This is a genomic window from Haladaptatus sp. HS23 (assembly GCF_056892285.1).
Window position 1 is genome coordinate 35,002 of record NZ_JBXGLH010000011.1, and the last position, 16,921, is coordinate 51,922.

21 protein-coding genes are annotated in these 16,921 nt (G+C 50.4%); 10 read left to right on the forward strand and 11 right to left on the reverse strand.

Annotation, left to right across the window (positions count from 1 at the left end; translation table 11 throughout):
* Positions 1-63: 63 nt before the first annotated feature.
* Both AC1XDK_RS23405 and AC1XDK_RS23410 read left to right on the forward strand, forming a co-directional pair.
* Positions 64-372 carry a Rieske (2Fe-2S) protein gene (locus tag AC1XDK_RS23405; protein ID WP_483352438.1) on the forward strand — a complete coding sequence of 103 codons (309 nt, stop codon included), beginning with the start codon at positions 64-66 and terminating at the stop codon, positions 370-372.
* Between the two features lie 171 nt (positions 373-543).
* Positions 544-732 (forward strand): hypothetical protein, encoded by a 189-nt coding sequence (locus AC1XDK_RS23410; protein WP_483352439.1) that lies wholly within the window; start codon positions 544-546, stop codon positions 730-732.
* 823 nt (positions 733-1,555) lie between these two features.
* Here the strand turns inward: AC1XDK_RS23410 and AC1XDK_RS23415 are convergent.
* The 3 genes from AC1XDK_RS23415 to AC1XDK_RS23425 form a co-directional block, all read right to left on the reverse strand.
* Positions 1,556-1,690: a hypothetical protein gene (locus AC1XDK_RS23415; RefSeq protein ID WP_483352440.1), complete on the reverse strand. Its 135-nt coding sequence runs from the start codon at positions 1,688-1,690 to the stop codon at positions 1,556-1,558.
* Positions 1,691-2,127: 437 nt separating this feature from the next.
* Positions 2,128-2,556, reverse strand: a complete 429-nt coding sequence (locus tag AC1XDK_RS23420; protein ID WP_483352441.1) for a DUF8160 family protein — start codon at positions 2,554-2,556, stop codon at positions 2,128-2,130.
* The gene (locus AC1XDK_RS23425) at positions 2,543-3,316 is read right to left on the reverse strand and encodes a ParA family protein (RefSeq protein ID WP_483352442.1); all 774 of its coding nucleotides are present in this window, start codon (positions 3,314-3,316) and stop codon (positions 2,543-2,545) included. Before AC1XDK_RS23425 ends, AC1XDK_RS23420 begins: the two co-directional genes overlap by 14 nt.
* A 788-nt stretch (positions 3,317-4,104) precedes the next feature.
* On the opposite strand from AC1XDK_RS23425, the gene AC1XDK_RS23430 reads away from it, so the two are divergent.
* The 4 genes from AC1XDK_RS23430 to AC1XDK_RS23445 all read left to right on the forward strand — a co-directional run bounded on the left by AC1XDK_RS23430 (position 4,105) and on the right by AC1XDK_RS23445 (position 7,180).
* The gene (locus AC1XDK_RS23430; RefSeq protein WP_483352443.1) at positions 4,105-5,346 is read left to right on the forward strand and encodes a Cdc6/Cdc18 family protein; all 1,242 of its coding nucleotides are present in this window, start codon (positions 4,105-4,107) and stop codon (positions 5,344-5,346) included.
* An 814-nt stretch (positions 5,347-6,160) separates the two neighbouring features.
* Positions 6,161-6,415 carry a VNG_1110C family protein gene (locus tag AC1XDK_RS23435; RefSeq protein ID WP_483352444.1) on the forward strand — a complete coding sequence of 85 codons (255 nt, stop codon included), beginning with the start codon at positions 6,161-6,163 and terminating at the stop codon, positions 6,413-6,415.
* Positions 6,416-6,437: 22 nt separating this feature from the next.
* Complete coding sequence (locus AC1XDK_RS23440; RefSeq protein WP_483352445.1) at positions 6,438-6,602, forward strand: hypothetical protein; 165 nt, start codon at positions 6,438-6,440, stop codon at positions 6,600-6,602.
* A 290-nt stretch (positions 6,603-6,892) separates the two neighbouring features.
* Positions 6,893-7,180: a hypothetical protein gene (locus AC1XDK_RS23445; RefSeq protein ID WP_483352446.1), complete on the forward strand. Its 288-nt coding sequence runs from the start codon at positions 6,893-6,895 to the stop codon at positions 7,178-7,180.
* 416 nt (positions 7,181-7,596) lie between these two features.
* On the opposite strand, the gene AC1XDK_RS23450 is transcribed toward AC1XDK_RS23445, so the two are convergent.
* The 3 genes from AC1XDK_RS23450 to AC1XDK_RS23460 form a co-directional block, all read right to left on the reverse strand.
* Positions 7,597-8,202 carry a DUF7344 domain-containing protein gene (locus AC1XDK_RS23450; RefSeq protein ID WP_483352447.1) on the reverse strand — a complete coding sequence of 202 codons (606 nt, stop codon included), beginning with the start codon at positions 8,200-8,202 and terminating at the stop codon, positions 7,597-7,599.
* Positions 8,203-8,940: 738 nt separating this feature from the next.
* Positions 8,941-9,285 carry a hypothetical protein gene (locus tag AC1XDK_RS23455; RefSeq protein WP_483352448.1) on the reverse strand — a complete coding sequence of 115 codons (345 nt, stop codon included), beginning with the start codon at positions 9,283-9,285 and terminating at the stop codon, positions 8,941-8,943.
* Between the two features lie 593 nt (positions 9,286-9,878).
* Entirely contained in the window at positions 9,879-10,034 is a 156-nt protein-coding gene (locus AC1XDK_RS23460; protein WP_483352556.1) for a hypothetical protein, read from the reverse strand.
* On the opposite strand from AC1XDK_RS23460, the gene AC1XDK_RS23465 reads away from it, so the two are divergent.
* Positions 9,960-11,294 (forward strand): YjiH family protein, encoded by a 1,335-nt coding sequence (locus AC1XDK_RS23465; protein WP_483352549.1) that lies wholly within the window; start codon positions 9,960-9,962, stop codon positions 11,292-11,294. The genes AC1XDK_RS23460 and AC1XDK_RS23465 overlap by 75 nt on opposite strands.
* A 270-nt stretch (positions 11,295-11,564) precedes the next feature.
* Here the strand turns inward: AC1XDK_RS23465 and AC1XDK_RS23470 are convergent, their stop codons facing one another.
* Together AC1XDK_RS23470 and AC1XDK_RS23475 are read right to left on the reverse strand one after the other, a co-directional pair.
* Positions 11,565-12,344, reverse strand: coding sequence for a DUF7847 domain-containing protein (locus AC1XDK_RS23470; RefSeq protein ID WP_483352449.1), 780 nt, complete (start codon positions 12,342-12,344; stop codon positions 11,565-11,567).
* A 273-nt stretch (positions 12,345-12,617) separates the two neighbouring features.
* The gene (locus AC1XDK_RS23475; RefSeq protein ID WP_483352450.1) at positions 12,618-13,223 is read right to left on the reverse strand and encodes an ABC transporter permease; all 606 of its coding nucleotides are present in this window, start codon (positions 13,221-13,223) and stop codon (positions 12,618-12,620) included.
* A gap of 18 nt (positions 13,224-13,241) precedes the next feature.
* Here AC1XDK_RS23475 and AC1XDK_RS23480 point away from each other — a divergent pair, with 18 nt between their 5' ends.
* Entirely contained in the window at positions 13,242-13,529 is a 288-nt protein-coding gene (locus AC1XDK_RS23480) for a helix-turn-helix domain-containing protein (RefSeq protein ID WP_483352451.1), read from the forward strand.
* Positions 13,530-13,740: 211 nt separating this feature from the next.
* Here AC1XDK_RS23480 and AC1XDK_RS23485 read toward each other — a convergent pair whose 3' ends face one another.
* From AC1XDK_RS23485 to AC1XDK_RS23495, 3 genes are all read right to left on the reverse strand, one after another.
* Complete coding sequence (locus AC1XDK_RS23485) at positions 13,741-14,184, reverse strand: universal stress protein (protein WP_483352452.1); 444 nt, start codon at positions 14,182-14,184, stop codon at positions 13,741-13,743.
* Between the two features lie 208 nt (positions 14,185-14,392).
* On the reverse strand, positions 14,393-14,533 hold the full coding sequence (locus tag AC1XDK_RS23490) for a DUF8150 family protein (RefSeq protein ID WP_483352550.1): 141 nt from the start codon (positions 14,531-14,533) through the stop codon (positions 14,393-14,395).
* 5 nt (positions 14,534-14,538) lie between these two features.
* A complete protein-coding gene (locus AC1XDK_RS23495; protein ID WP_483352557.1) occupies positions 14,539-14,670 on the reverse strand; it encodes a hypothetical protein in 132 nt (43 codons plus the stop codon).
* Positions 14,671-14,752: 82 nt separating this feature from the next.
* Between AC1XDK_RS23495 and AC1XDK_RS23500 the strand changes: the two genes are divergently transcribed.
* Positions 14,753-15,538, forward strand: a complete 786-nt coding sequence (locus AC1XDK_RS23500) for a helix-turn-helix transcriptional regulator (protein ID WP_483352453.1) — start codon at positions 14,753-14,755, stop codon at positions 15,536-15,538.
* A 237-nt stretch (positions 15,539-15,775) separates the two neighbouring features.
* Positions 15,776-16,900, forward strand: a complete 1,125-nt coding sequence (locus AC1XDK_RS23505) for a flavin-containing monooxygenase (RefSeq protein WP_483352454.1) — start codon at positions 15,776-15,778, stop codon at positions 16,898-16,900.
* Positions 16,901-16,921: the final 21 nt, after the last annotated feature.

The window sequence follows — 16,921 nt, forward strand, 5'->3', positions numbered from 1 at the left end:
GAATCCGAGTACAGTACGGTCCACGGGCAAACTATTTTCCCTTCTTCCGTGAAATACTGATACATGACAGAGTTTGTGCCGGTAGCCACGACCGACGAACTTGACGACGGCGAAGGGACTGTCGTTGAAGCAAACGGCCATACAATTGCCCTCTTCAGAGTTGATGGCGACTTCTATGCCATTGGTAACAATTGCACACACCAAGGTGGGCCACTCGGAGAAGGAGAACTTGATGGCACGACCGTTACTTGTCCATGGCATGGCGCACAGTTTGACATCTCTTCTGGGGAGGTGCTCGGACCACCCGCAGACAAACCCGAACCAGAGTACGAAGTCCGCGTCGATGGTAATGAGATACAGGTAGGCGTTTGAGTCGCGTCACTCACGAGGACTGCGACCAAGTTCTGGAACTGTTCCAGATCACTGACTGTGCTTAATGAAATTGATCTGCAAAGCTTGTCAAGTCTCTCTCCGTAGAAATTGTACTGATATTGGTCGACTTCGGCTGACTACGCCCGTCGACAAAGGATATCCTTCCCTTCTGTGGACGCGCTCGCCGAACTCGATGGGTCGGACGTGACGGTCAAGGAGCGCCGCGTGAGTCAGCAACAGAAGAAAGCCGAGATCGTGGCGATGGACATGGGCACAGCAGAAAAGCTGAACGAGATGCGATATCACGAGTTCGATCTCCTCGAGGATGGCGCAGTCACGGGTGGCGTCACACCGTTGTGACTGGACGTGACGTATAGACCATCTCTGGTTGCGGCTTGGGGCGGTTCCTCACGTCTCCGACGACTCGTATCCTAGTCACAACTAAGAAAGAAGTTTAATTCATTCAGTAGTAGTGTGTCTGTATGTTACAGTTGCCTCGTGGTTTCGCTTTCGTGTTCGGTCACAACGGGTGTGACTCGTCATTCCGGTCATAATTTGTTAATTCAGCCGCGTTCGTGTGACACATGAATTGTACCACGAGTGGATGCCACCAGATCACTCCCATCGGAAGCATCTGCATAACTCTCAACTGGGGTGATTTGGGAGATGTATTGACTCTCTGGTCACATCTCGGGAGCTTCTCGAGAGGACAACTTGACATCTAACTCGATCAAAGTCACGAATCAGATTGTAACTTGACCGACGTGATAGTCACCACTCCCACAGTAGTACGAACATGATTCCCAGGAAACCGAACAGAACGATATACATTGTTGCAAAGACAATACCACGTGAGAACGCCCAGTAGCTCCAAAATCCAACGACAGTCAATAAAGCGAGAGTAAAACATCTATATTGTCTACTTGGGAAGTAGCCATTATACTGCCGTTGTTCATATAGCGACATTATACTATCTTTGTACGTCTATCCCCTTATTTCCGACCGTCACAGATGACAGTTAGTAACAATAAAATTCTCACGAGATCCAACGCGATCGCCTATTCGTGTTCAATGGTTGGCAGCTCTACGAACAATCGGCAGTGGCCTGATTCGGACAGCAAAAAAGTGGAGCTGTTACTGCTCGGTACTGTCCATATGCGGTGATCACCAGTGTATAGTCGTTCTATCGGGCAGTCTCTCTCGTCCACCCGTTTTCAGCGAGATATGTCTCGAAGTCAGTGAAATCGAAACCAACGTCGCGCCGAAGCCCCGCGATGTCGGCCTCGTAGCCGTGTTCGTTGATCCACTCAAAGTACATTTTGAGCGTGTGTAATATGCTAACAACACCACGAAAAAGTTCGCTAGTCCGTTACCACAGTAGGAGGGCCGGTATCTTAGATGGGTTAGAGAGGTATGATGTCAATGACAGCTGCTTGTCCATCTGAGATTCTCTTCCTCACCCGAGTTGTGAGGCACCAAGTTAACGAAGAAAAATGAGAACAATAGCTTCTAGTGAGTTAAGAGAGCATTCCAATCATATCTTTCCAAGCCATCTAAGAAGAATTAGACTTGCGCTATATCAGATGACATTGTTCCCGGATTTCGAAGCTAAACCAATACTAGGAGAAGCTGTCTCAGCTATCATAACCATCTTAGAAGCTGTCTGAAACCCTGTTCAGTACGGTGAGTTGAATGATAATAAGCGATTCAGAAGATATTCTATGACCTCATATACAGAGATTCTCTCTAAGATGATCAGCGGTGATTCAAACGAGTAAGCAATTCATCGTCGTCTATCTCCTGAGTCCTTTTCATCGCGAGTTCGATAAGAATAGGGTAGTAGTCGCGATTTTTCTGGAGTGATTCACCGTATTCGCGCTTGTATTTCGCGTTGATCTCGTCGAATCGGATATCCAGTTCGGTGTGTTGTTCTTCGGGGAGATACATCAGCACTGACGGCCGATCCTTCACAGACGTCTTCTCGTTCTGTTTTGTCTTTTTGTTCTTTTCTGGTTTGTCGGCCTTAGCAGTCTTAGACAGATTATCTGTCTTTCCCGTCTTAGACAGACTATCCGATTCTTCTGTCTTCGAAAGATCGTCTCGATTTTCTGTCTCGGGTGGCTCTTCTTTCTGAGCGTACCGACTACCAAAGGGGTCGCGGTTCTGTGTCTTATCTCTCGCCATCGATACCCTCCAACGATTCGGCAATTTGCAGATATACCTCTTCCATGTCGCAGTCTTCTTCGTGTTCAAAAATCGAGACTCCTGCGTTCCACGCTCGCTGTAATGCAACTCGCTTTCGTATCTCCCACACTGGTGCCCTTTCCTCGAACACTTCTTCGAACCACTCCATCATCTCGGTCGCTTCGTTGTCCGTCCCAACTTCGTTGGCGACGAGCCCCACTTCTTGAATCTCCGTTCCAAAAGCGGCTTCGAGGGCATTGATTTGTTTGAACAACAATTCAAGCGCACGGATGCTCGTCGTCTTCGTCTGCGCTGGGATGAGCACGTTTTCGCATGCGAGAAGCGCATTGTCGGTCAGGACGCCCAAGTTTGGTGGACAGTCGACGACGATATAATCGTACTCGTCGAGATTATCGAGTGCCATATTGAGGCGATTTTCACGGTTTGGCACGCCAGCCAACGCATCTTCGATGTTGATCATATCCTGATGACTTGGAATGACATCCACCTCGGAATGCGCGTAAACAAGTTGCGCTGTTTCGTCTATGACGTCTAAATCAGGTAAGACATCATAGAAGCTTATGACGTCTGCATCGTATTCGTCTTCTAAGCCGACACCTTCGGTTGCATGTCCCTGGGGATCCAAATCAATCAGAAGAACGTCGTATCCTAGCTGATTAAGCGCTCCTGCGACGTTAATCGACGTCGTCGTTTTTCCAGCGCCGCCTTTTTGATTACTCACAGCGATCTTAGTCGTCATACATCTCTACTCTAGTTATCCCTTCTAAGATGGGATAAAAGTATGTCAGACAAATTCTTTGTGTCGTGAATGAACCCAGATAACCAAGGAAGTTCTGGTGCTATCGAGTGGCCCACGAATTCGATCAGCACTGTAGCATACTACGACTGCATGGAGTCACTCGAGAGCGTTTTGAGACGACGAGTTGGACGGGTCAACTACGGACAGACACACCTTGGTCGCGGATGTAAGAGAAAGCCGAGTGTGAAGGTCACTCAACCGATAGGAGGAGACACACCTCCGTCGCGGATGTAACTCCAAATGGTCTCGATCTGTTTGACAAATAGTCATAAGTTTCCCATTCCATATCCCAAAGTTATTTGTATGGTAGCAGCGTAAAGTCCACTAAGTTAATTTCGGCTTTAAAAAGGGTAGTCGACTTTTCGACTACCCTTCACTCTTTTATACTCTCGATCTCAGCAAGTATCGGCAGTCTCTCGCCTTTCATTGAATCGGTTACATCCGCGACGGAGGTGTGTGTGATCCAACTTGCTTTGACCACCTGGATAATTCAGTACCAATCGGTTTGAGTCTTCTATCGCTGATTTCTCGCAAGTTTACATCCGCGATATAGGTGTCCGACGCCAAAATCAGCGACCATTTCTCGGTACTACATTCGCGACACTACCTGCTACCCCACAGATTCTCAAATACCTGCTTTGGTGGCTAGGAGTTGCGATTTTTGTTGACTTACATCCGCGACTCCCCCGCCCTTTATTACGGATGAAGAATATGTAGTAGTCAATCGTATGGTATCCGATGAGTCAGATGATCGCGACCCGCTCTTCCGATACGATGATCCCATTTTCGCTCGGGAAGAACTTTTGAAAATCAAGCACATACCCGGATCGGACCGAATCGTCGGCCGAGATAAGCATATGAAGCAGGTTGCAGAGGCGCTCAACCCTGCAATTTTTGGCCGCGAACCGACTCATCTCCTCATCTTCGGTGAAACCGGCACGGGAAAAAGTTTGATCTCGCGAAGTGTGACCGAACGCGTTATCAACGAAGCTCAGCGAGACGATATCACGGTGAAAGCTGCCTACGTGGATTGTGGTGAGCAAAACACCGAAGCTGGTGTCGTCAAGACCATTGGGCGCGAACTTAACGAGCCAACACAAAGCAATATCACGATTCCTGAGCGAGGACTCGCAACTGGTGATTACTACCGTCGTCTATGGGACGTTCTCGACAGATGTTGTGACGTTGCGATTCTCATTCTTGATGAAATCGACCTCCTCGAGGATGATGAGGTTCTTCGAAAGCTATCGCGAGCAGGTGAAAATCAACAAATATCTGATTCCAATATCGGTATTGTCGGCATCTCTAACAAGATCAACTTTGCAGATGAGCTCGGTGAGCGCGTCAAATCCAGTTTTGCACGCGACGAACTGGTTTTTCCCGCGTACGATGCAACCCAGCTCGTCGATATCCTCGAGAATCGTCGTGATGCTTTCCGTGAGGATGTCCTCGAAGGCGACGTCATTCCCCTGACCGCAGCACTCGCAGCTCAGGAACACGGGGATGCCCGAAAAGCAATCGATATTCTTCGAAATGCTGGCCGGATAGCTACTCAAGCGGATACCCTGCCCGTAACTGACGAGCACGTTCGCCAAGCGAAGAAAAAGACCGAAGCCGACCGATTTGCCGAGTTAATCGCTGGCGCTCCAACGCAAGCAAAGACGATTCTGTTGGCACTTACTACCCTTACCGAATCCGAACAAGCAGACGAATTCTCTACGAAGGAAATTTACCGCCGATATCAACAGATTGCGCGTGGTACCGGTCTCGATATGCTCTCTGAACGCCGTACGCAAGAGATTTTGAAAGAGCATGATTTTCTGAATGTGATTCAATCAGAACGTCGAGGACGTGGGCGTGGTCAAGGGGTTCACGCAAAGCACCGTCTCCTCGAAGAACCCGACATAGTCAAATCCGTTCTCGAGCAAGATTCTCGCATCAGCGACTTCCTGTCGTCAGTTGATGAGTAGCCTTCTTGAGCTGTGCTTCATCTTCAGATAGCTCGGCAAGCCCTTCTTCCGGCGTTCTACCTCGCTCAAAGGACCGATGTGCCGTATCGAGTGCATCTGTGACTACCTTTGGATCGTCACCCATCGGCTAGGTTCTCCATAACCGATTGGAATTTATCGAATTCTTCGGTCTCGGACAGCGTGATCCCAGAGACGACAGTTTCGGCGATATCCTCTGTGAGGGCACAGACGCAGGGGATTCAACAGTCGCGGCAGATGTTTCTTCACCTCCTGTTGATCTCGTTTGTTGGCTACTTTCATTCTCCATAGATACTCTTTGTAACGGCACTGTCTAGTTAAGCGATTTTGTTGTAGAGTGGCGTTTCAACGTCTCTACCGAGAGTGGCTAACGAATCTCGTTGTCTCATCATGACTAGGTTTTCGGTGAAGCAATCGAATTCAGTCTTCTCATGATGCAGCCGATCTCACTTTCAAGAATCAGTCACTTACGGGTAGTGTATAAAACGCCGTCAATCGTACCGTTGTCGCTTGATTTTCCTTATCTAGACAGTGCCGTCGAGTGAAGATGGTGTTGAAATCGACGCTATGGGTCGATAGATTTGACGACCTGTAATGGTCGCTGGTTTCGTCGTCTTTGACGTCTCGTAGTCGAACTTTGGTATCGTTTGGTTCAAACTGCGTACGATAGTCAGATTCACAGTAACCTCCTAAATACGTCCTCCGACGGAGCGATTCGTCTGCTTGGAGAGGAAATGTTCCTTGTGGTACAGTCTGAAACGGCAGCGTTTTCTGTGGAATGGTAGTCACTCGAAGTGTGACTGATGCCAGCTGGTTTCGCGATGCAACAGAAATTGTATTGCCGATTGGCGTGCTGGATGAGTACCGTGAGGAGCTTGAATGCCAATTCATGATTACTGTGGTCAACAAGCAAGACACAACTCATCTGGTTGGTAGTCCCGTCGTTATCCCCGAAGTACATGACTGGCTCATCTCGAAGGGAATTGTTGCTCCACAATCTGAATGGAGATTGACTTCTCATCTCTCCGTCTGCTTCTCAGTGCCTACGTAAACGGTGGATCCGATCGTCCTGTATGGAAGTAGAGCGCTCGTTTCTGCTCGGGAAGTTGCGTATCATCCTCCACGTCATACCGAGCGGTACAGCGGCGCGGATACCGCGTGAAAAAGTCGAACGGAGTCCCCGGAAAGAGATCGTCCCATCGAACTCCCTGCTCAATCACGATTCGTTGGTCGTATGATTCTCCACAGAGGGGGCAATTATCCGTCTCTGGTGTCGATCTTGGCATGGCATGATCTAGTCGGTTTCGGCAAGGATGGGTTTGACGGCACTCGTCATCTCCTCGCATCGCGTCATCGTCAACGAATCCGTCGTAAGATACAGCCCAGCGTGATCGGCTATCACACGTACGAGATCGCCAATGATTTTCCGCCTATCTTTTGAACAGTAACTAATGGGAAGTGATGTTTGTTTAATACTATCTGTGGCAACAAGAATTAAATTCACCCACGCCGTAGGTTAGCAATCACCATGATCGATCAAGTGGAGAACGAAGTCGAGATGGTAACGCGACATCTCCAAATCATGCGGGAGATCATTGAAGGCGAGTCGATTGGCATCGTAAAAGTCTCAAACGAGACTGGGTATCCGCATCACAAAGTACGCTACTCATTCCGAATGCTTGAAGAAGCCAATTTAATCGAGCCAACTAAACAGGGAGCCATCACTACCGAGCAGGCTTCCGATTTCGTTGACAATCTCGAAGACAGAATTGACGATATCGAAGATACTTTAGACAGCATGGTGATCAAGGTGTGAGAAAACACACTGGACTGTTACAGTGTGTGAATCATAATGGCAACATCTGATGAGAGTGAGAAGGATTGTGTTTTGGATCTCGATTTAATACATGAGTCAAGAAAAAGGGTGATTTGGGATTAGGACATGCGCCTGGTCAGAGTGTGTCGTATGTGGTGGTGGACGATGCAACGCAGTCGCGAGAGCGAGTGCTGTTGGCGAGTGAGGAATTAGACGAGTACGATGTCGGGTTCTATCGGGAGTTGTTGGTTCGTGCAGCAGCAAGTGTCTTATCGCCGCTTGGGTGGCGTAAGTCGGATATTGAACGTGAGTTGAGCAGTATATTGAGTCCAGTTTGGCGTCGTACGGATAAGATGTACGACCCGACCGGAAGATTCTCCAGAGAACCGGTCGGGTTGGACTTGGCTAGTACTATACTACTCACCTCTGTCATGTCGATCACTCGAGTCATCGACAGAGTGGAGTTCTGGTGGTGTGTCCGGAACTGTGTTCTGTGTATACCAATAGTGGGTAGCCGACAGCATCCCAAATGCAGTTAAGACTCCGAGGATCGCTACAAACCAGGATAAACCGGCTACTGGATGGAAATGTATCCAGATCCCCGTGAAAAGGAGTACACTCCCCAGTGCGAGGCTACGATAGTAGCGATCCCATGGAAGCATTGGTCTGGTGAACACGTTCAGATAGTTGTCAAACAGTCGTATGCGGCTCGTCGGCCGTATTTTCCCGGTCTCTGGGTCATAATCTATGATTCCAGCATCGGCGAGTGCCGGAATATGGGTCTGGTACAGCGAAATATAGACTCGTTTTCGCTGTTTGCTCAGGAGGTCTGCTGGCGTCGTATTGTATTCCCATGCAGCGACATGGTCAGTCACATCGGTAAAGTCGACAGTGCAATTTTCTCGTCGTAGATAGTGAACCGCATATCGTCGTCGCATACTCTTCAACAACTCGAACACCTGATCCTGAGATAGTTTAGTTCGGTTCATTGAATCGTTCATCTGCTCAATGAATGCCTTCATGTCACTATCCTCTGTGAACAACGGTCGAGTCCAACGATGCGGAGCGCTCCATTCTACCAGGCTAGACTCTATTGGTCGACTTTGTTATCTCGGTGCTATTTATGGTTAGCAGACCTATACAGCCGATATCATAGGTATAGGATTATTACTCTTTGTCGAGAGAGTATTTGAACTGTGGTTTTAGCACTGCTGTTCACCTTCAGTACTCGTACTCACTACATTGGTGAGGGCATTCCCTGACTGAAGGTACTCGGTTCCGCCTTGAAGGAACTCCCTGTTCGAAATAATGAAGCGTCTACTTCCAATCAGGAATCCGAATTGGTGATGCTGTGACTATCAGCCGACTAGATCTCCTGATTTTGATGCTGTCATTCGCATTCACATTTGCAGACTCGTCCTATAGAACCGGTGGCGAAGTCACGAAGCACTACTTGCCGATTACAACGTTATAATAGAGAGGGATCGCGAGAGCGACCCCCTCTGTTTCGCAGAAATAGACGCACTCCACCGTAACCAACACCCTACTACCACCATGTTTCACCGGCAGTGCGGTGTGAATCTTGTGTGGTGGTGTAGTTCGAAAGGGGGGTTCGACGAACCCCCGTGAGTACAACGCTATAATCAGCGCCCTCCCTTCGCCGCGTTGGCTTCGTGTGCTCGCATCCACCCGGCGAGGTCGGGATGGGCGAACGTGATCTCGATGTGATGGCCACCCTCCTAGTCACTGGTAACGCATGGTTAGTCACCGAGAAAGGAGGACTCGCCTCTCGTCTTTCCTTCGTCGGTTTCAGCAGAGCTCTCCCACCAAGGACAGATGAAAATCACCAGATGAACGATTTTCGACGCCCAGGACGGTGATTCCGTCTTTCGTTCTATCGCTGTAACGTGATCATCTATCTTCGACAGTCGTTGTTCGATATCTTCTTCAAAATGTGCCAAAGCTTCTCGATCAATATGTGGGTTCTTTCGGAAACGTTCCAACTCCGATTTAATATCGAGCAAAGCACGTGCTCGTTCTTCTGGGTCTTGTTCTGCCGCTCGATCCAGCCGCCGCTTAATATGATTGACTAGAGACTTCTTCATCGTTCCCCCACCCGGGCTAATGATGTGATAAGAGATCAGGGAACCCGGTATAACCGCATCTTTGGTATGCTATTGTCCATTAGATTTCTACTGGTAGAGTGGACGGTTTTATCCTGATCGATCTGATTCTATATTCTTCAGATTTTCTATGGGAACGATTACAACATATCTCCGAATCGTATTTTCACAAATAACTGATTTCTATAATAGCTGTCGAACATACCTCTACAAACGGTTCGTTCGGTGGTGTCGCTCGTGTCTTCGCTTTACCGGTTGAGTTCTAGCGTCGTATGGTCAAATCATTCATACAAAAAATATCCGAGATACATATGTATTGAGTGACACGCGTGGATATAGCTCTCACAGTATCAACGTCGTTTTCTAAATCGAGTAGTAGACGAAATGCGAGTTATGTGTTGAATTCTGTCCCTAGACAGCGTCTGTATTTCTACTCATAACTCGTTGGGAGAGTTTGGTTATCGACCTCCAAGTTAAGATGATTCTCTTTGAGAGACAATCAATCATGTAAAAATATACCTCCTTGTGGAGGGTAATTTAATAATTGCTATCGTGTGGATTGGTAACGTATGGCTTCAGAAGAAAGCACGCTTTATACGACCAATACGGAACGCTCCCAGCGACGCATCGACGATATCGATCTCGATGACTTCGCTATGCAACCAGTCCTGAAGTTCGTCATCGCATTTCTTATCGGTGGTGTCTTTTTTCTCCTCCCCGTTCCGTACCACGGGGAAATCACCGTCCCTTTCGATATCGCTGTCAGTTTCATAACCGAGACGTTTCCGACCGCGGTCGGGGTTTATTCGCTGACGATCATCATCGTTGGCGGTGTCCTAACGACGCTCGCGATGCTCGGTGACGGTACGTTTTCGGGGTATGACCTCACGTACTTCGAGACATCGAACGTCTTTTGGGGACTTCGGATCGCTGGACTCATTCTGGCACCGATAATGTTCTTCAAACTTGGTCCTGAGATGCTTCATACGGCTGGGACCGGCGGTTTGATGTGGGGTTCATTAGTGTATAGCGTCGGAGTTATCATCCCAATTGGTGCCATCTTCATCACCATCTTCGTCGAACTCGGTGGTCTAGAGTTCGTTGGTTCGCTCTCACGCCCAGTGATGAAGCCACTGTTTAAGGTGCCCGGTAGAGCAGCACTCGACAGTCTCGCTTCGTGGGTCGGTTCCTACAGTGTCGGTCTCTACGTCACCCGGAACGTCTTCGAAAACGGTGGTTATCACAAGCGCGATGTCTTTACGATTGCCACCTGTTTCTCAACCGTCTCTATCGGATTCGTCGGCATCGTTGCCGCGACGCTCAAGATACTTCCGTTGTTTCCGCTCATCTTCGGTGCCTACTTTTTCTGTGTCGTCGTCGCTGCTATCATTCTGGTTCGGCTACCGCCTATTGCAACTACGTCGAAAGAGTATATCGCAGAACCCGATCCCGAACTCCCGTTCACTGGATCACTCGGCGACTATCTTCGACTCGCGGTCAGTGAAGCTACTAAAAAAGCGAGAGACGGTGATACGTTCGCACAAGCTGCGAAACGTGGATTCGTTGATGGCTTGAAACTCACGACACTCATACTCGGGACCATTCTTGCGGTTGGATTGGCCGCGACGATGTTATCTGCCTACACGCCCGTGTTCGATATCCTCGGCAAACCACTCATCCCGATCATCGCAGCGTTGGGAATCCCCAATGCAGAGGCTGTCGCTCCCGCTACCATCGTCGGCATCACTGAAATGTACGTCCCGGTACTCTTAGTGACCGAAACTGCTACGAAAGCAAAGTTCTTTGTCGCTGTGCTCGCCGTTTCACAGCTGATTTTCTTCTCGAGCGTTGGGCCAATGATCATGGATATGTTCAGTGATATTCCGATTCAATTCCGTGATCTCGTTGCCTTGTTCATTATGCGAACGATCATCCTCGTCCCTCTCATCGCTGGAATCACTCATCTCCTAGCTGCATTCGGAATACTCTAGTCTTCGGAGGAGATCGGACGATTTTCGCGTTCTGTTTGTTCTGCACCTGCTTCTCTGCGGGGTATCTGTCGCACATCATTGAGAGTACAACCCAAGTAACCCCGAGTCCCGTCCGTTTCCCGGACGAGATAGGAGTACCGGCTACGTGATTTGGCCAGCACCTCGTCGGGATGCGAACCGTAGACATCCAAAAACCGCCCATTTGTGGGTGTGGGAGCCCGGCGTCTCGAGGCGTGGGAGGCCGTCACTTTTGTTCAAAAATCAACTGTGTTAGGCAGCAGGACGTCCGGCGGTGGTGTCCTCACTGATCGTCTCACCGAATTCCTCATCATCATGCGAAGTAAGCTCGGTGTAGGCTGTTGCGAGCACAGCAGCCGAGAAGACCGTCGTGATCGCGCTCGCAGCCTGTGCGAACACTAAGGCAACGATATCGCCAGCGAAGCTGCCACTCGCCAGGTCACCGAGACCGAAGGCAAGGTTGACGAGTGCTGTGAGGAGCACAACGGCCACACCCAGGAACAAGAGGTTGAGGCGATAACCCCGCGTCAAACCCCAGCTGCTGCGGAACGCTATGATGAAGTTCTGGTCTTCGACAGCCACGTAGACGGTCCAGAACGCCAAGGTCACGAGCAGGAAGATACCCGGAACGACCAACGCGACTAAGCCTAGTCCAACAATGATTCCGTAGACGATCATCCCGACGAAGAGATTGACCCCGGCCCAGATTATATTTCGAGTGAAGTATTCTTGGGAAAGGTGTTCGGTTTCATCGCTCACGAACACGCGAATGGCCGCGATACTTACCACTAGTAACACGATGCCCAGCACGAATGAGACGATAGTCGCACCAAGCGGTGGGACGAGCAACGACGGATCCGCTTGGACACCACTGGGTGTAAACTGCGGTCTGGTGACCCACCGGTCAACACTGAGTCCTAGTACGCCGTTGAGGACGGAGAGGACGAAGATTATTCCCATGAGCATGAGCCCATTTCGTTTGATACTACGACTGTAGCCTTGTTTGAGCATGCTGGTGATGTTAATTGGCATAATCACCTATCTAATACGTTATGTGAAATGATATAGATATCGGTTAATACCTCACAGATTAATGACGTTTTCTGATACTTCTAATAGTTCGCTATGTCAATTCATGACGTTCGTATCTATGTTTGTATTAGCGTTCACACTAGAATAGTGTGGTGATTTCGAGTTGTCGGCTGTACACTCCCAATATGAGTGATATCACAAATCGCAAAACCCGACCGACTGCTCGTCGATGGATTTCGCACTGCAATCCAGAATCGGTGTGAGGAAAACGAGCTATCCGGTCGGAATCGTCTGTGTTTGGACCGAATCGGTCCCGAGTCGTCGTTCGATAAGGGCGAAGAGTAGATCCAGCCCGATCGCGAGCAGTGCGCCCGGAATCGCCCCGGCAAGGAGTTGTGGTGTATCGAAAAGGGAGATGCCGGTGATCACCCAAACTCCGAGTCCGCCACCGCCGATGAAGAATGCGAGATAGGCGGTCCCGACGTTGAGAACCGCACTCGTCCGAATTCCGGCGAAGATAACGGGCAAAGCGAGCGGCAACTTGATCTTTCGCAAAATCTGGTTCTCGGTCATTCCCATGCCACGGGCCGCCGCGACCGTACTTTCATCAACGTCTTTGAGGCCAGTAACGGTGTTCGTGAGAATCGGCAACAGCGCGTAGGTGAACAGACCGACGAGCGACGGTAGAAACCCAAGGCCGAGCAGCGGGAATACCAGAGCGATAATCGCGAGCGTCGGCACCGTCTGTGCAACGTTTCCGACACCCATCACTACCCGTTTTGCGTGTTTGTTTCGGGTCGCAAGGATGCCCAACGGGATGGCGACGACGATGGCGAGGGCCACCGACACGAGGACGAGCGCGAGATGCTCCCGTAACAACGTGAGAAACGTATCGGAGTGCGAGAGGATGTACGTGAGCGCCGCATCGACTTCCGCCGGGAAATCATGCCGAGCCGTACAGAGTGGCAGGAACTGTTCGCATCGATTCCACCGCGACAGCGTGAGTTTCTGAACACCGCAGTCGAGAAGGGATATTTCGAAATCCCTCGGGAAGTGACCCTCGAAGAACTCGCCGAAGAGATGGGAATTACGAAGACTACAGCATCGAATCACCTTCGAAAAGCCGAACACACTCTGATTACATTCGTCCTTCCGTACATCAACCTCGCTGTCACCGACAACTGATACACTGATGTTCAGTAGTTGTGTTCACTACTGAATCTCAACACCGAATCTTTTGTAGATATTTCTCTCAGTGAACCGATTCGACGGTCATGTATTGACCGTGATTTTGCTCGGCTTGACGATACTGGTGCTCGCAACGGTCAATCATGAATGGTCGATGGAGTGAGTTCGCTCAGTCAAGGTTAATTATAAGTTGGAATCATCCTGAATGTCAGACCACATGAACTGGAACGTCAGAGAGGCCAAGGACACGCTTCGTCGTTGAACCAATAAGCGGCTTGTCAGGGTCTGACCGTCCTCGTCTTCCCATAACTACTAGATCGACGTCGTTTTCATGGACATACTCAACTATCTCGTTTTCTGGGATTCCTGATTTTACGACGGTAACACAGTCGACTCCGCTTTCTTCGGCTTGTTTTTCTACTTCGTTTACGAATTTGCGTCCCTTTTTCTCTAGTCGCTGCCGTGTTTCCTTGATGTCGCTCGGGATTGCGACGAAACCTGCGTCCCCCATGTCCATCACGTACAGTGCGTGTACTGTTCCATTGCTCTCCTTTACGAGTTCTACTGCCTGTTTGGTTGCGCGCTTTGCCGCTTTGCTTCCATCCGTCGGCACCAAAACGTGTTTGTAAGATACTCCCCCCGTTTCGTCCATAGATACTGCTTCAACTCGGTGTCTAATGAAACAACACTCATAATTTCGAATCTCACATACTTAGTCGAACAGGTGGGACGTTTCAAAAGCGACGCGACGGGTCACTCACCTGTCGTTCTCGTGGTTGTATTTGCTTCAATTCGAACGTGGGCTATTCTCGTCGGATGTATTCGAACGAGAGTTTTCCCTCCACTGAATTGTGAGAATCTCACTTTAAGTAGTCGCGACCAGCTTTCTCAATACGGAGGCGCTGTTCGGTGTCACTGTCCGACTGGCGAGCAGATTCAAGCCGAGAATTGATTAGACGGTTCCGTTGTTCTCCCCAGTCGTTCGGTGAATGCGTATGGATGTATTCTACCCAGCAGACGTCTCGCTCTCGCTCGTTCCCCGTGCGACGAACTCCATGACACGGCGCACCGTGTTTGGGTTGGTGTCGAGACCGTATTCGTCGAGAATCTGTTTGACGAGCCATGACGGAAGTCGCATCTTGCCGTGACGCAGGGTTCTTATTCCTCACGAGCAGGCCGCGAGTGCCAATATATTATACTGTGTTAAACAAACACACACTATGGAATCTGCTCTCGAAGGAATTGACTTCCTCGCCCGGTCGAGCCACCGAGTTGGTGTGATGGAGGGACTGATCGATGGACCTAGCGAACGACGGGAACTTCGCACTACGACGGGCGCCTCCTCACCGACCATGAGTCGGATTCTCACTGACTTCAAAGATCGTCAATGGATTGTCCAGAACGGGCCGATCTATGAACTGACACCGCTTGGCGAGTTCGTCGCCGAACAGTTCCTTGATCTTCGCGATGCGATGGAGGTCGAACGCAAGCTTCGCGACGTCTGGCAGTGGCTTCCCCGCGAGATGGAGGGGTTCTCTATCGACCTCTTCGCCGATGCGACCGTCTCCTACCCCGGACCAGGCTACCCGTACGAACCGGTCGAGCGGCTGACCCACCTCATCAAGGGAACCGATCGATTGCGTGGGTTCGACAGTATCGTGTACAAGTCGATTAACAACGAGGCGGTCTGTCAAGCCGTCCTTGACGGTATGGAACTGGAGTATGTGTACTCGCCGACCGCCCTCGAGGGAACCCTTGCTTGGAATCCCGAACGTGTCATGGAGGCCGCCTCATGTGAACACTGTTACGTTTTCGTCCACGACGATCTCCCCGACGGGAACCGGTGTGGTCTCGGTATCGTAGACGACCGTGCTGGTATCTGTTGCCACGACGCCGAGACCGGGGCACTGACGGCCATGATCGATACTGACTCGCCGGAAGCCCGAGAGTGGGCCATTGCCACCTTCGAGAATATCCGCCAAGAAGCGAGACCGGTCGAACTGTAAGCGTTGGAGACTCCCGTCTTGTCGGACCTGCTCTTGTCGACTGCGTCAGCGGATGAAGTGTAATTTCGACGAAAAGTGGTGCATGCAGGCGCCATCGACTGAAATGGACGCTCGAAGCATTCAACTATGACTGACTGAATATCCTTTCTATCTATACTACATCACTTTCTTCACAGGGTGAAACATTTCACAAGACATTTATATGTCGCTGGTAGGCGTATAGGGATCTGAGGAAACATGACCGAGAGTTATGACACCGTCGTTGTTGGTGGGGGTCAAGCCGGACTGGTAACCGGCTACTACCTGAAAAAGAAGGCGAGAGACTTCGTCATCCTTGATGCGGGCACGCGGATTGGAGACGCTTGGCGCAACCGGTGGGACTCACTGTGCCTGTTTACTCCCGCCCGCTACAGCGGACTTCCCGGTCTGTCCTTCTCGGGTTCGCCGCAGACTTTCCCCACAAAGGACGAGATGGCCGACTATCTGGAAGCGTATGCGAACCGGTTTGAGTTGCCGGTCGAACTAGGTGTCAGGGTTGATCATCTCACGAAAGAGGAGGGTCGATTCGTGGTTGCGGCGGGCAAGCGGCGCTTCCTCGCCGATAATGTAGTAGTGGCCATGGCGACACACCAGGTGCCCGTGGTACCAGACTTCGCCGAAGAGTTGGATCCGAACATCGTCCAGTTGCATTCCAGTGAATATCGCAACCCTGGTCAGTTGCAAGAGGGGGGAGTCCTCGTCGTGGGAGCGGGTAACTCAGGTGCCGAAATAGCCTTAGAGACCGTGCATGACCACTTCACTTGGTTGTCCGGACGAGACGTCGGGCATGTCCCGTTCCACATTGACTCGTTCGTGGGGCGGCACTTCGGGGTTCCATTTGTGCTTCGGGTCCTCTTCCACCGGATACTGACTGTAGACACGCCCATCGGCCGCAAGGTACGACCGAAGTTTCTCTCACAAGGTACCATCCTAGTGCGAACCAAGCCCAAGGATTTGGTTGAAGCAGGTATCGAACGGGTTCCTCGCACGGTTGGAGTACAAGATGGCCTGCCTCTGACTGAGGCTGACCAAGTATTGAAGGTGAAGAACATCATCTGGTCCACGGGATATCGTCCTGATTTCTCCTGGATTGACCTCCCGATCTTCGAGGGTGACGATCCGATGGAGCCAAACCACTATCGGGGCGTCGTGGCAGACGAACCAGGATTGTACTTTGTCGGGATGTTGTTCCTATACGCTGCCTCGTCCGAAATCCTCTGTGGGGTCGGCCGGGACGCGAAACACGTAGTCGAACACCTATCTTCCCGATCCGACGGCAGTTCGGCTATTGCTCAATCAAAAACAGGGACGACTGTTTCATAGACGGGTTGCAGCAAACGAGGT